This is a genomic window from Cupriavidus gilardii, from assembly GCF_013347325.1.
In the GTDB taxonomy this organism is placed as follows: Bacteria; Pseudomonadota; Gammaproteobacteria; order Burkholderiales; family Burkholderiaceae; genus Cupriavidus; species Cupriavidus gilardii.
Genome location: NZ_CP054626.1, coordinates 3065565 through 3078901, shown reverse-complemented (window position 1 = coordinate 3078901; position 13337 = coordinate 3065565). Strand labels below are relative to the sequence as shown.

Below are 13337 nucleotides of genomic sequence, written 5' to 3'. Positions count from 1 at the left end.
CCCCGTGGCTCATGGTTTTTCAGCAAACCTACCTACTGGGCGCGCCGTCACGGACACTCCCTGTCTACTCCAGAGCGATAGTGCCCTCGAATGTCACATTCAATTTGACGCCGGCAATCTCAAGCGTCATCGTGGCAGGGAGCTTTTCATTCCCGGTTATGGCCTTCTCGGCCAGCGCGCTGGCGACCGCTTTCTCGATTTCGTTCTGGGAGCGGACGCCCACCATCTTCAGAAATTTGCGCAGACTCAGGTTGAATGTTTCTTCGTTCATGATTCCCTCTTCCAAATGCCCCTTAGCACGCTCCCCCTTCCCTACCGTACGTGATTCGTATGGGTTGCAGCGGTTGGCCATTTGTCCCGCTGCGCCCGACACACCTCGAGCTCTCGGGCCAACGAGTCGATTTGCGACTGCATGCTAGCGGCCCGCCTAAGCAACTGGCCGACTTGGTCCCAGTATTCATAACCTAGGTCGCCGTCTGCCAGTGCGAGTTCATGGAGCTTGCGAAGGGCGACGTCCAAGTCGATGTGATTGTCTGATGACATCATTTGCGTCCCCCGGGTTTGTCCGCACCATCATTTATTCGAAACCCAAAACGACCGCGCCTTTTCTCGCTTAGTGTAAGCGCTTTCTCGCGCGGGTCGTAGTTCGAGTCAGCTTGAGCAGATTGATGGTCGAAGTTAGAGCAACGGTTTCTGCCAGTCAATCCAGAATCCGCTAATCGCTTGGCTCGCCGGCAGCGCGGAAGTCTGCATCCTTCAGAATTTGCCGTGTGCGTGACATGCGCCACGAACTCTCTGCGGCAGAGAAATCCCACGCGCCGGAGCGAACCTTGTTCTCGACGCCCAACTCGACCCGGCGCAAGCCCTCATCGAAGCCCCCTCCTTTGGTGTCGATTTTGCGCTGGGTGTAGACCGCAAGCTGTTGCGCCAGGTCTTTGCCCGCGGCATACCGCTGGTACAACTCATCAGGCGTCAAACCAGCAAAGTACTTATTGCCAACTTTGCGCAGCAGCAGTTTCGGACCCGAGCCTGCAAGCGCGCCCGCCTGCGTCTCCCGCAGGAAATCTTCCGGCATAGCATGTTCATTCGTCATGGCAGCCTCCTGCTGGACAAGGAACTACGGCGCGGGCACGAACAGGTCATGTCCGGCTCTCGCGCCGATAACCGCCAGCCGGCCGAGGTCGGCGATTCGAATCAGTCCGCCGCGCATGGCACCATCTGGCAACTGTTTCGCACCGACCAGTTTGATGCCGGGCAGCAAGCGAGACAGCGCTGACGCCTTCTTGTCCATGGCGCGCGCGAGGTCTGCCAGCGGGATATAGCTCTGGCGGAACGCCAGCAACTGACGCGGCAACACGACACGGCAAGGCTGGCCACGGCGTTGAATCGACTCGGACGCCAGCAGCCCTTCGTCCACCCAGTGCGCGATGGACTCCCATTTCCAGCCTGTCGCTTTGGCCAGTTGCTGAATCGACATGCCGGCCTCGAGCAGCGGCGTGCCGAAATACCGTGACACGTCCGCCCTCAGAAAGGACATTTCGCCCAGTGTTCGAGCATGTGCGACGGCTTTCACAGCGCCGTTCGCAATGGCCTGCATCAGCGACTCGATGGCTTGCTTCTCGCCCATGCGCCGGCTGGTCAGTTCCGCCCAGGTGAGTGTCGCATCGTCGGCGACCGCAACGGGTGCGGTCCACCGGTCCACACGCGCATATAAATCCAGCACGGATTGGCGCTCGACCGGGCCGCCTTTCAGGAGGTCTTCGCGCCAGCGGATGTCGGACCGGATATCGGACACGGCTCGACCATTTCTTCATATATCGGCCACCTCTTTCCATGTCCGCTCAATTCAGGTACTGCACTCACCACCGTCAAATAACCCCTGACCTTGAATTCCCTTCACGAGAAAGTGAACGAAAGTTTGAGCGATGTCGGCGCCGGAGAGATCGCCGTCGAGTCTGTACCAGCGTGGAATGCTGGTGATCGCGCCCATGAACCAGAATACGGCGAGTTTCGGGTTGCACTCGGCAATAGTTTTGTCGTCTATACCTTCCTGTATTAAGTCGCGCAGGCGAAGATCGAATTGCCGACGGCGCGCCATGATCTGCTTGCGGTCGTTAGGTGTCATCCCGCTGTATTCGTGAAGGACGGCGGAAGCTCCCAGTTCGCTGGCAAAGTCTCGAATGTATTTCGACACAAACTTCTCAAGTTTTTCGAGGCCATTTTTCCCTGTTGTCATCGCCTCCTCAAGCGCCATATCGCCGATCTCCATCGAGAGATTGTGGCATTCGTATAGCAACTCCTGCTTACTCTTGAAGTAGTGATACAAGGCCGGCTTGGTCACATTTAGGCTTTTCGCGATCTCGTCCAGCGAGACGTTGTGGTAACCACGATGTCCGAACGCGCGCGAGGCCTCTGCGATCACCGCCTGCCGTTTCAACTGGTATTGCTCGTCTTGGCTCTTGACCAAATTGTTCCATCGTCTGGGCGCTATTGCCTTCCTCTTGGTACCCGCCTTCTTCGCCTCAGCGCGTTCGATGATGCTTTCAACCTTTTTCATTTTTTCCCTCGTCGCTGTGCGGTGACAGTCTACTTGCCGATAAAAGGCCCTACCAAAGATTCAATTATAAGACCCGGGCTCGCTGCGCCCTATTACGAGAGGCGCTTTCCACTACGTTGCAGTTGCATTTCCACATCAACACCAATGATGAGCGAAACCTGTACCCTACCGTCGCGCTCAGACTAGAAAGTCGCTGTGGACGGATGTCTAACCGAATAGTAATATTATTGACTAATAAGTAGATTTTATACCAGTGCACGCTGACGCTCATGCCAGGCAGATTTTGGATGACTGCCGCGTACCCAGGAAGTCAGCAGCCGCTGGATTCATTGACAGACTGAGTAATGGCAGCTCATCCATGATATTCAATCGCTCCTCGTATGTTCCTCGACCGCATGCCGTGCCCGTCATCGTGGCGCCGATGTTTCTCATCTCTGGTCCCGAACTAGTAACCGCCTGCTGCAAGGCTGGAGTGATCGGCTCCTTCCCATCGATTAATGCCCGCACGCCAGAATTACTGGAAGATTGGCTCGTGGACATAGAGACATCGCTCGCCGCTGCCCGCGCGGCAAAGCCTGAACAAATCGTGGCCCCCTACGCAGTCAATCTCATCATGCATGCAAGCAACAGCAGGCGTGACACCGATCTCGCCATCCTTGTGCGGCATCGTGTACCGCTGGTCATTGCGAGCGTCGGGAACCCGGGGCCGGCAGTCAGAGCAATACACGACTATGGCGGCAAGGTGTATTGCGACGTGGCGACGGTCAAGCACGCACGCCGAGCCATCGAGGCGGGGGTAGATGGCCTGATCCTATTGTGCGCCGGCGCCGGGGGACACACGGGGTGGATCAATCCCTTCGCCTTTCTTCGGGAAGTACGCAGCTTTTTCGATGGCCCCGTCGTCCTGGCCGGGGGCATCACGGATGGCCGGGCAATACGGGCCGCGCAATTACTCGGCGCTGATGGCGTCTACATGGGAACGCGTTTCCTAGCGGCCCAGGAAAGTCTCGCCTCGGAAGACTATAAACGCACGTTGGCAGCTAGCAGTGCGGACGACATCGTCCTGACCACGGCGGTGACCGGCATGCCTGGTAATTTCCTGCGTAGCAGCTTGGAACGCTACGGCCTGTATCCAGAGCACGACAACGACCAAATTTTTCGCATCCCTGGTCAGGAAAGCGAAGGCAAGCGCTGGCGCGATATCTGGAGCGCCGGCCATGGAGTGGGCACGGTGCGCACCGTCGAGCCGGCCGCCGAGATTGTGAGGACGCTGATCAAGGAGTTCAACCAATCCGCCGTCTGAGTAGTCGCACCCCCGCCCTTTTTCACATCCAGGCCAGCGCCTGCCCACCGTCCACCGGTATCGCCGCACCTACAATGTAGCGGCCTGCATCGGACGCCAGCAACAAAGACACGCCGTCCAGGTCGTCCTGCCTGCCGAAGCGCCGCAGTGGTGTGCGCTTGAGCAAACCCTCTTGGAAATCGCTCAAGGCATCGTGCATGTCACTCTCGATCGTGCCGGGGCAAATCGCGTTGACACGAATCCCCTTCGCCGCCAGTTCGAGCGCCATCACCTTAGTCAAGTGGATCAACGCCGCCTTCGACGCTGCATAGCTCGCGAGCCAGCCGCCAGCGCGCATGCCGGCCACCGAGGCGATGTTGACGATTGCTCCCGCGCGCTGCGGCAGCATGCGACGTGCTGCCTCTTGTGCGACCAGCATGGCGCCCTTTAAGTTGGTATCGAAGATGCGCGCTATTTCCTCTTCCTTTTGCTCGACGAAGGGGCTGACGTGGATGACACCCGAGTTGTTGTAGAGGATATCGATGGGGGCTCCGCACTGCTGCTCCGCACGATCAAAGGCCGCCGCGATCGTCTCTGTCCGGGTGACATCGAGATAAACCCCATGGGCGGCGTGGCCTTGCTCACGCAAGGCGGCGACTGCCGCCTCGATGCGATCCATGCGCCGCGCAGCCAAAACCACCGTGGCGCCGGCACGCGCAAAAACGCCAGCGACATGCTGGCCGATCCCGCTCGAGGCTCCGGTGATGAGAGCCGTTTTGCCGTGCAGGCTAAACAGGTTTTCCATCATATTTTTCCATGATTGAAGGGGCGCCGGCTACCGCGGCGAGCGCCTCGGGATGATTCAGGGCTGCCGGCCGATCCACTGCGGAGCGCGCTTTTCCACGAAGGCGCGGATGCCTTCCTTGGCGTCGGCATGCGCCATGTTGCGTGCCACCACTTCACCGCAGTACTCATAGGCATCCGCCAGCGGCATCGGCAACTGCCGATAAAACGCCTGCTTGCCGAGCGCCAGCGTATATGTGGACTTGCTGCCAATCTCGTTTGCCAGTGCCGCAACCGCTGCATCCAGCTCGGCTGCTGGCACCACCTGGTTAACCAGGCCAGCGCGCAAGGCAAACTCGGCATCATGCAGACGGCCGGTGGCGAGCATTTGCATGGCGTGCTTGGGCAGGAGGCCACGCCCGAGCGCCACCATCGGTGTCAGGCACCACAGGCCGATGTTTACGCCCGGCGTGCCAAATCGGGCGTCGCTGGCGGCGATCGCCAAGTCGGCACTGGCTACCAGTTGGCAGCCCGCGGCCGTGGCGACGCCTTCCACGCGCGCGATTACGATTTGCGGCTGCTCGCGCATCGCTTGCATCATGGCCGAGCAGCGCACAGAAACGGCCTTGAAGAATTCAGGGTCCGTTTCATCGTTGAACTCGGTCAGGTCGTGCCCGGCGCAAAAAATTCTTTGCCCGACACCGCTCAGAACGATCACGCCGATGCCGGTTTCTGAGCGCAGCTCGAGCAGGCGCCGGTGCAGTGCATCGATCATCGCCACCGACAGGCTGTTGCCGCGCTGCGGCCGGTTCAGGGCTAGAAAGCTCACCGCGCCACGGTCCGAGCGGGTAACCAGTTCCTCCTGCGAATCAGTCATGCTTTCCTCCTCCATGGTTTCCCAGCTCAGCCGAGCCAGCGCTTGCGACGACGGTAATGCTTCATGTCACGATAACTCTTGCGTTCGCCATCCATGGTGAGGCCGAGGTAGAACTCGCGCACATCCTCGTTCGCCTTTAGGTAGGCGGCGGCGCCTTCAAGCACGATGCGGCCGTTTTCCATAACGTAGCCGTAATCCGCCAAGTCGAGCGCAACGCGCGTGTTCTGTTCCACGATCAATAGCGTGAGGCCGCTCGCCTTCAATTGCGCCAGCAAGGCATACACTTCTTCGATCATCAGCGGCGCCAGGCCTAGCGAAGGCTCGTCAATCATCATCAGCTTGGGGTCAGCCATCATGGCGCGGCCAATCACCAGCAACTGCTGTTCGCCGCCCGACAGATAGCCCGCGGTACGCCCGCGCAAAGCTGCGAGGCGGCCGATGCGCTGGTACACCTGGTCCAGGCGCCGGCGCGCCTCGGCGCCGCCCACCATGTGACCGCCGACGATAAGGTTCTGCTCGACCGTCATGTGTCGCAGCACCTGCCGACCTTCGGCCACATGCACGATGCCGTGCCGGACGATGTGCGCCGGCTCCTGATTGGTCAGCGGCGCACCATCGAAGGAAATGCCGCCACCTGAAACCCGGCCGTCCTCGCAACTGATCAGGTTCGAAATGGCCTTCAGGGTCGTGCTTTTACCAGCCCCGTTGGCGCCTAGCAAGGTTACGCATTTCCCTTTCGGAACCTTAGCCGAAATTCCTTTCACGGCGAGGATGACGTCGCTGTACAGCGCTTCCACGTTATTCAATTCAAGCAAGTGTCTCTCCCAAGCAGTTCACGCGCCCCGCAAGGAGCGGGGCGCGTCACGCAGGTCTTACCATTTGTTCAGGACAGGAACGGCCACGTTTTGGTCCACGATCGTGTACTTGCCGCCTTGCACCGTGCCGATGTTCACCGTCAGGCCGCGCGTTGGAAACGGCGCGTCTTCGGAATAGGTCAACGTCGGCAGTACGCCGAAGCTTTGCTCGGCTGTGATCGGGGTCGTCACCAGCGTCTTGCGCACGACTTCGCCGGTCAGCTTGGTCGGACCCACCGCCTTTGCCGCGTTTTCGATCGTGCGCACCGCCACGATCGCCTGGTTCAGGCCCATCAGGCAGGGAACGTTGTAGCCGGCGGTGACCTTGTACTTGTCGCGCAGCTTTTCATAAAAGCCGCGCGCCGTGGTCTTGTCCTCGGTCGGGATCGCCATGCCGTAGGCTTCGTAATTGCCTTCCATTTGCGCGAGACCGCCGATGGCCTTGCCGGACGCCAGCAGGCTGTTATGGGCACTCATCATGATGGGGATGTTGGTCTTGCCCAGGCTTTGCAGTGCGCGCCGGGTCGCTACCACCGCCGCCGTGTTGGTCTGGATCTGGATGACTTCCACGCCTTTGCGCACCAGGCGTGCCACCTGGGGTGTCAAGTCCGTCGGCTGCACTTCGGTGTAGATGGTTTCAACCACTTCCAACAGCTTCGGGTTTTCCTTGGCGTACTTCTCCATGCCCTTATGGATATCCACGTAGGCGGGCGAAGCTTCCGAGGAGATGATGCCCAGCTTCAGGGCACCGTCGCCGCCGCGTTTCTTGCGGAACCACTCCATGAAGGCTGTCGCTTCGTGCGGATAGGTGGGACGCGCATTAAAAACCCAGGGATTTGGCTTCCAGCCGTAGCCGTAGCCGGCGGTGGCCATGATCATCGGCACCTTGTCATTAGGCAGGCGCTCCTGCAACGCCGCGGCATCCGGTCCGCCGATGCCGAACACCAGGATCGGATTCAATTCCGATTTGGCCCCTGGCCACAGGCTCGCCACCTGCGCCACGTCGTAGCGGGTGTCGTAATCCTTAATCTTCAGCGCCACGCCCAGTTCCTTCCCGACCTCGGAGTTCCACCAGTCGACGACCCCGCGGCGACAGCCAGTGACGTCCTTCATGATGTCGGCGTAGGGGCCGGTGAAATCGGCCAGCCCGGCGAGGTTGTAGGTGGTCTGGGCCTGCGCTCCGGCGGCGGCAAACAACATGCTTAACCCTCCAGCCGCGGCGAACATCCAAGCACGCGACTGGACCGGACGTTTGTTAAATTTTTTATTGAAAGCACCCATTTTTCATCTCCTTGATAGTTATTGAACAAACGCACCGACAAGGGAGACGGCGTATCTTGCCGCTCCCATTTTCTTCAATAGGGAAATGGCCACAAGCGGTAGGAGCGCTTGATGGTTTGCCATCTGTGCATCAGGCCGCGCGGCTCGAAAATCAAGAAGCCGGCGATCATCGCCCCCAGGAAGATGTTCATGGCGGCGAATACGATGTCACCACCCAGGAACGGCACAAGCTCCACGATGGTGGAACCGGCCGAACTGATGATTTCCTGCGACAGCTTGATCACCAGCACACCAATCAGGGCGCCGGTGATTGAGCCGACGCCGCCGACGATGATCATGGCGATTAGCCAGATTGAGTGAAACAGCGTGAATTGATCGACCGCGACGAAGCGCACGTAATACGCCCATAAGCCACCGCCAATGCCGGCATAAAAGGCGCCCAGCAGAAATGCCACGGCCTTGGTTCGCACCACGTTGATGCCCATCATCCCGGAAGCGACATCGTCGTCGCGTACCGCCAGAAAGGCGCGTCCGTGCCGGCTTCGCGCCACGCTGTAGGCCCCGAACAGCATAAGCGCCGCCACCGCTAAGCAGAGGTAGTAGATCGAGCGGTCCGAATCGAAACGGAACCCCAGAATCTCCGCCGGCTGTACTGTGATGCCGGCCGAACCACCGAGCCAGGAAGCGGGCAGGTTGAGCACCAGGAAATGGAACAGAATCTGAGCCGCGATCGTTGTCAGGGCCAGGTAGAAGCCCTTGATGCGGACCGCCGACATGCCGAAGATAAAGCCGAATACGGCCGCCGCCACGCCGCCCACCGGCAACGCTGCCCAGATCGGCCATCCGGCCTTGCTGGCCAGGATTGCTGTGGTGTAGGCGCCGACGCCCATGAACGCGGCTTGCCCGAGGTTGATCTGTCCCGCCAGGCCGGTGTTAATCTGGAGGCCGAGCACCACCACCACGGTGATGAGCATGGTGGTCACGATGGCGACGATGCGCGGCTCGAACAGCAGCGGCATGGCCATCATGAACAGCGCGAACAAAACCAGGGTCCAGCGCTGCTTGGAAGTGCGGATCAGCGCCTGATCCCCGGCAAAGCTGGTTGCGAATACGCCTGCTGGATCCATGATTTATACCCTCTCGATAGTCTTCCAGCCGAACATGCCGGTTGGCCTGATCAGCAGCACTAAAAGCATGATGACGAACGGCAGCACGGAACCGACCGCACCGCCCACCAAGGGATCGAGGTAGGCCATGGCCAGCCCTTGGACGATGCCGACCAGCAGCCCCGCCAGCAACAGACCGCCGATCGATTCGAGGCCGGCCAAGAGTGCGACCGGCAAAGCGGCCATGCCGATTTCCGAGGTCAGCAGGTTGAGCGATTTCCCGCTCAAGTAAACGATCGCACCCAAGGTCGAGAGCACTGAACCCAGGGCCCAGGCGAATGCCACCGAGCGCCGCACCGAGATTCCCATCGACATCGCGACCTGGTGGTCTTCCGCCACTGCGGTCATGCGCAGGCCGGCCCGTGTCTTGTTGAAGAACCAGGACAGGCTGAAACCGATGACGATGGTCAGAAGTCCCCCATAGAACAATGAGCGCGGAATCAGCAGGTCGCCGACCATGATTGGCGCCAGGGGAAACACGATGGGGAACGGCCGCACCTGGGGACCAAAGGCAACCAGGATGACGCCGCGGATCAGGATCAGCAGGCCAATGGTTACCATCACCATCGAGAAGACCGATTCCCCGACTAAGCGCGAGAAAAACAGACGCTCGATCAGAAGGCCGAATGCGGCGGCGGCCGCAAATGCCAAGGGCAGGCCGGTCCACATCGGCAGGCCGAGCTCCATGACCATCCACCAGACCAGGAAGCCACCGAACACGACCAGCTCGCCCTGGGCAAAATTGAACACTTTGGAAGCGCGGTAAATCACCACGAAACCCATGGCGATCAGCGCATACAGCAAGCCGATCAGTGCGCCGTTGATCAGGTAATTCAGAAACTCAATCATGCTACCCTCCGCTGAACGACAGCTTTCCCGTGCCGCTGCGCGGGTGTCTCGCTGTCGTGAATGGCTACCTGGGCGGCCAGGCTGCCTTGGCGCCCGTCCTGATAAGTGACGGGGATCTTGATATCGACCGCATCGGCCCCGGCGTACAAACCGTCAATCACGGCGGCGTAACGCTGCTCCAGGAATTCGCGCCGCAGTTTGCGCGTACGCGTCAACTCCCCCTCGTCCGGGTCTAGCTCCTTGGGGAAATTGGCGAAACGGCGAACCCGCGCATGGGCCGGCAGGAAGGAATTGACACGCTGTATCTCGGTGCGCAGCAAGTCCGCCACTTCGGGCTTTTGTGACAAGTCAGTGAAGGTGGAAAAGCTGAGATTCTTTTCCTCGGCCCAGCGCGACACCACGTTCATGTCGATATTGATCAGTGCCACCACGAACTCGCGCGTGGCGTCGCCGACCGTCATGATGTCCTTGATGAACGGACTGAAGCGTAGCCGCGTTTCGACGAATTGCGGTGGAAAGCTTTCCCCCGACGCCAAGCGCCGTAGATCGCTCATGCGCTCCAAGAACACCAATTCGTCGCGTCCGCTGCGCGTGACCGCGTCGCCGGTGCAGAACCAGCCGTCGACGATCTTTTCGGCGGAGGCGTCGGGACGCCGGTAGTACCCGCGGAAGTGCGTGCCACCTCGGAGCTGCAACTCGCCTTCCTTCGTCAGTTGCCATTCCAGCGGCGCATCGGCATCGGGATGAGCGCGCAGCCAGTGCCCAACCGTTTCCAGGTCGTAGCAGTCGCCCTGATGCATGGTCAGCAGGCCGGTTTCTGTTGATCCGTAGATGTTACGCAAAGGCACGCCGATCGCATGGAACATGCGAAACACGTCCGGCGCCATGGTCGAACCACCGCAGCCGGCAATCCGGAGGCGGGTCAGACCCAGTTGATCGCGCAACGGCCGCAGCACTAGCGCCTCGGCCAGCGGGAATGCCAGCCGCGCTCGCGTGCTGATCGGCCGCCCCTCCAGGCGTGCGACATTGACTTCGTGGCCCACGCTTAGGCCCCACTCGTAGACGCGGCGGCTGATCTTGCCGGCATCAAGCATGCGCGCCTGCATGGTCGATGCCAGGCTTTCCCACTGGCGCGGCGCGAACACCATCGCTTCCACTGCCAGTTCGCGGATATTGCTCAGCACCTGTTCCGGCCCCTCCGGAAAATTCACCACGAAGGGCAGGCCTACGCCGAGCGTGATGCCGATGATCTGCTCGGTCGCCCAGGCTGGAGCGATATAAGTGAGATATTCCATGCCCGGCTTGGCGCCGGTGGCGTCGATGACGCGCTGCGCATTGTCGATCAGGTACTTGTGGCTCAGGATCACGCCCTTGGGCTTGCCGGTTGTCCCTGAAGTGTACGAAAGCACCGCGATGTCGTCGGGCTTGCCCTCTTGCAAAAAGGCACGGTACAGCTCAGGCTGTTCGCGATGCAGGCGCCGGCCCTCCTCCTGCAATCCGGCCACCGTGCGCAGCACATCCTCGCGATAGGACCACATGCCGGTATCGTCCCAATAGGCGATCCCTCGCAGGAGCGGTAGACGGTCCCTGATAGCCAAGCCCTTGTCGACCTGCTCCTGGTCCTGGGCGAATAGGTACACCGTTTCGCTGTCTTCCAGAACGTAGGCAACCTCCTCCGCTGTCAGGTCGGGGTAAAGTGAGACGACCTTGCAACCCAGTGCCTGAGCCGCGAATTCAGCCCAGAAGTGCTCGGGTTCGTTTTCACCGATGATGGCAATCGTTTCACCGCGCTGCATACCGAGTCGATGCAGGCCGAGTGCCAGCTCGCGCACGTTTTCCTGGACCTTGGCGAAGCTGAACTCACGCCAGATACCGCGATATTTGTGACGCTGCGACAGGCGCTCCGGCGTCCGGTCCGCATGCTGCTGGAGCAGTTGCGGAAGCGTTGACATGGGTAACATCATTTTCCTCCGTCGCCAAGATAGGCCTTCAAGACCGCCGGATCGACCTGGATCTCGGCGGGCGTACCATCCGCGATCTTGCGGCCGAAATCGAGCACCGCGATGCGATCGGCCAGATCCATGACGACACCCATGTCGTGTTCGACCAGCACGACTGGAATGCGCTTTGCCTCCCGCACATCGAGGATGAAGCGGGCGAGGTCCTCCTTCTCTTCCGAGTTCATGCCCGCCATCGGCTCGTCCATCAGCAAGATCTTCGGTTCCTGCGCCAGGGCGCGACCAAGATCGACCCGCTTGCGCAAGCCGTAACCCAGGCTTCCAACCGGCTGGTGCCGGATCGACTGAATTTCCAGCAGCTCGATGATTTCTTCGACGATTTCGCGATGCGCGAACTCTTCGCGCTGGGTGCGGTTGAAATAGAAAAACGCTTCGGGCAATGTGGCGCGCATGTGGATGTGGCGGCCCACCATGATGTTGTCCACCACGCTCATGCCGGAAAAAATGTGTGTACCCTGGAACGTCCGGGCCAGCCCTGATCGCGCGATCTCGTGGACTGGCTTGCCTTTGATGTCCTGCTGGTTGAGCAGGATCCGCCCCTGCTGCGGGCGATAGAATCCGCTCAGGCAATTCATCAGGGAAGTCTTGCCGGCACCATTTGGGCCGATGATGGCGAACAGCTCGTCGGCGCGGACTTCGACCGACACATTGTCGAGCGCAACGATGCCACCGAATGCCATGCGGATTCCCTCCGCGGCCAGCACCACGGGCGCACCTTGCGTCGCGGCCCGGGGCGCGCTCATGCCGCCCCCGCTGCGTTGATACCTTGTCTCATCTCGTCTCCTGTCGTTTTATTCGCAGCGCCGGCGCGTAGCCCACGTGCCGCAGTTCCTTCTCTGCCGGCGCTCCTCCCAGCGCCTCCGGCGTGGCGACCCCGCTAACGGGTGCCGACGCGACCGCCGCCGTCGATGCTGATGGTAGTGGCGTTGATATAAGAGTTTTCCACGACATGGCGCACCAGGCCGGCGAACTCCTCCGGCTGCCCCATGCGCGCCGGATACAGCACCATGTTATTGATGAGCTTGTCCGCCACCTTAGGCGGCATGCCCGCCGCCATGCCGGTATCGAATAGGCCTGGCGCGATCGCCACCATGCGGATGCCATGCTCGGCCAGGTCGCGTGCGATAGGCAGGGTCATGCCAATGACGCCGGCCTTGCTGGCGCTGTATGCAGCCTGCCCCATTTGGCCCTGCCAGGCGGCGCCGGACGCGGTGTTGACGATGACCCCGCGGTCGCCGCTCTCATCCGGTTCGTTGCGCGACATGGCAAGCGCCGCATGGCGGATCATGTTGAAGGTGCCGCTCAGGTTCACAGCGATAACGCGTTCCCACAATTCGGTCGGGAACATCTGGCCTTTCGACAATGTCTTGCAAGGGCCGAGGATGCCGGCGCAATTGACCACGATATGGATGGCGCCGTGCAGCTCCAGAACGGTGTCGATACCAGTCTTTATATCGGCCTCGTTGGCGACATCGACCGCCAGTCCTCTGATATCCGGAGCCAGCGCGGCCTGCACAGTCTCGGCATCCAGGTCGAAGCCCACCACCCTGGCGCCCGCTGCGGCCAAGGCCTTGCAGGTGGCCAATCCTAGGCCAGAAGCGGCTCCCGTGACGACGGCGACTTTGTTGTTGACGTTCATGTACTAATTTCCTTGTTGTCTGAAGTAAATG

Annotated in this window: 14 protein-coding genes; 1 reads left to right on the top strand and 13 read right to left on the bottom strand. The window is 60.5% G+C overall.

The window, feature by feature from the left end:
• Positions 1–64: 64 nt before the first annotated feature.
• From FOB47_RS24085 to FOB47_RS24070, 4 genes are all read right to left on the bottom strand, one after another.
• Entirely contained in the window at positions 65–271 is a 207-nt protein-coding gene (locus FOB47_RS24085; protein ID WP_174782252.1) for a DUF6494 family protein, read from the bottom strand.
• A 444-nt stretch (positions 272–715) separates the two neighbouring features.
• The gene (locus tag FOB47_RS24080; RefSeq protein WP_244959379.1) at positions 716–1093 is read right to left on the bottom strand and encodes a hypothetical protein; all 378 of its coding nucleotides are present in this window, start codon (positions 1091–1093) and stop codon (positions 716–718) included.
• 24 nt (positions 1094–1117) lie between these two features.
• The gene (locus FOB47_RS24075; protein WP_244959378.1) at positions 1118–1795 is read right to left on the bottom strand and encodes a hypothetical protein; all 678 of its coding nucleotides are present in this window, start codon (positions 1793–1795) and stop codon (positions 1118–1120) included.
• Positions 1796–1846: 51 nt separating this feature from the next.
• Positions 1847–2557, bottom strand: a complete 711-nt coding sequence (locus tag FOB47_RS24070) for a TetR/AcrR family transcriptional regulator (RefSeq protein WP_105793860.1) — start codon at positions 2555–2557, stop codon at positions 1847–1849.
• 358 nt (positions 2558–2915) lie between these two features.
• Here FOB47_RS24070 and FOB47_RS24065 point away from each other — a divergent pair, with 358 nt between their 5' ends.
• Positions 2916–3860 (top strand): NAD(P)H-dependent flavin oxidoreductase, encoded by a 945-nt coding sequence (locus FOB47_RS24065; protein ID WP_012248129.1) that lies wholly within the window; start codon positions 2916–2918, stop codon positions 3858–3860.
• A gap of 22 nt (positions 3861–3882) precedes the next feature.
• On the opposite strand, the gene FOB47_RS24060 is transcribed toward FOB47_RS24065, so the two are convergent.
• From FOB47_RS24060 to FOB47_RS24020, 9 genes are all read right to left on the bottom strand, one after another.
• Positions 3883–4647: an SDR family NAD(P)-dependent oxidoreductase gene (locus tag FOB47_RS24060; RefSeq protein ID WP_105793861.1), complete on the bottom strand. Its 765-nt coding sequence runs from the start codon at positions 4645–4647 to the stop codon at positions 3883–3885.
• A gap of 54 nt (positions 4648–4701) precedes the next feature.
• Positions 4702–5499 carry an enoyl-CoA hydratase gene (locus FOB47_RS24055; RefSeq protein WP_041862737.1) on the bottom strand — a complete coding sequence of 266 codons (798 nt, stop codon included), beginning with the start codon at positions 5497–5499 and terminating at the stop codon, positions 4702–4704.
• Positions 5500–5525: 26 nt separating this feature from the next.
• A complete protein-coding gene (locus FOB47_RS24050) occupies positions 5526–6314 on the bottom strand; it encodes an ABC transporter ATP-binding protein (RefSeq protein WP_041862736.1) in 789 nt (262 codons plus the stop codon).
• A 57-nt stretch (positions 6315–6371) separates the two neighbouring features.
• Positions 6372–7634 (bottom strand): ABC transporter substrate-binding protein, encoded by a 1263-nt coding sequence (locus tag FOB47_RS24045; RefSeq protein WP_012248125.1) that lies wholly within the window; start codon positions 7632–7634, stop codon positions 6372–6374.
• Positions 7635–7708: 74 nt separating this feature from the next.
• Positions 7709–8761 carry a branched-chain amino acid ABC transporter permease gene (locus tag FOB47_RS24040; protein ID WP_012248124.1) on the bottom strand — a complete coding sequence of 351 codons (1053 nt, stop codon included), beginning with the start codon at positions 8759–8761 and terminating at the stop codon, positions 7709–7711.
• A 3-nt stretch (positions 8762–8764) separates the two neighbouring features.
• On the bottom strand, positions 8765–9649 hold the full coding sequence (locus tag FOB47_RS24035) for a branched-chain amino acid ABC transporter permease (protein ID WP_012248123.1): 885 nt from the start codon (positions 9647–9649) through the stop codon (positions 8765–8767).
• Positions 9646–11601, bottom strand: coding sequence for an AMP-dependent synthetase/ligase (locus FOB47_RS24030; RefSeq protein ID WP_205609868.1), 1956 nt, complete (start codon positions 11599–11601; stop codon positions 9646–9648). The genes FOB47_RS24035 and FOB47_RS24030 overlap by 4 nt, the downstream gene beginning before the upstream one ends.
• An 8-nt stretch (positions 11602–11609) precedes the next feature.
• Positions 11610–12410: an ABC transporter ATP-binding protein gene (locus FOB47_RS24025; RefSeq protein ID WP_012248120.1), complete on the bottom strand. Its 801-nt coding sequence runs from the start codon at positions 12408–12410 to the stop codon at positions 11610–11612.
• A 134-nt stretch (positions 12411–12544) separates the two neighbouring features.
• The gene (locus FOB47_RS24020; protein WP_105793864.1) at positions 12545–13306 is read right to left on the bottom strand and encodes an SDR family NAD(P)-dependent oxidoreductase; all 762 of its coding nucleotides are present in this window, start codon (positions 13304–13306) and stop codon (positions 12545–12547) included.
• Between the last annotated feature and the right edge of the window lie 31 nt (positions 13307–13337).

What these genes read in the sequence shown, in the direction of transcription:
- FOB47_RS24055 (WP_041862737.1), bottom strand. Translation starts at nt 5,499, where the DNA reads ATGACTGATTCGCAGGAGGAACTGGTTACCCGCTCGGACCGTGGCGCG.
- FOB47_RS24040 (WP_012248124.1), bottom strand. Translation starts at nt 8,761, where the DNA reads ATGGATCCAGCAGGCGTATTCGCAACCAGCTTTGCCGGGGATCAGGCG.
- FOB47_RS24085 (WP_174782252.1), bottom strand. Translation starts at nt 271, where the DNA reads ATGAACGAAGAAACATTCAACCTGAGTCTGCGCAAATTTCTGAAGATG.
- FOB47_RS24020 (WP_105793864.1), bottom strand. Translation starts at nt 13,306, where the DNA reads ATGAACGTCAACAACAAAGTCGCCGTCGTCACGGGAGCCGCTTCTGGC.
- FOB47_RS24045 (WP_012248125.1), bottom strand. Translation starts at nt 7,634, where the DNA reads ATGGGTGCTTTCAATAAAAAATTTAACAAACGTCCGGTCCAGTCGCGT.
- FOB47_RS24080 (WP_244959379.1), bottom strand. Translation starts at nt 1,093, where the DNA reads ATGACGAATGAACATGCTATGCCGGAAGATTTCCTGCGGGAGACGCAG.
- FOB47_RS24035 (WP_012248123.1), bottom strand. Translation starts at nt 9,649, where the DNA reads ATGATTGAGTTTCTGAATTACCTGATCAACGGCGCACTGATCGGCTTG.
- FOB47_RS24070 (WP_105793860.1), bottom strand. Translation starts at nt 2,557, where the DNA reads ATGAAAAAGGTTGAAAGCATCATCGAACGCGCTGAGGCGAAGAAGGCG.
- FOB47_RS24025 (WP_012248120.1), bottom strand. Translation starts at nt 12,410, where the DNA reads ATGAGCGCGCCCCGGGCCGCGACGCAAGGTGCGCCCGTGGTGCTGGCC.
- FOB47_RS24060 (WP_105793861.1), bottom strand. Translation starts at nt 4,647, where the DNA reads ATGATGGAAAACCTGTTTAGCCTGCACGGCAAAACGGCTCTCATCACC.
- FOB47_RS24030 (WP_205609868.1), bottom strand. Translation starts at nt 11,601, where the DNA reads ATGTCAACGCTTCCGCAACTGCTCCAGCAGCATGCGGACCGGACGCCG.
- FOB47_RS24065 (WP_012248129.1), top strand. Translation starts at nt 2,916, where the DNA reads ATGATATTCAATCGCTCCTCGTATGTTCCTCGACCGCATGCCGTGCCC.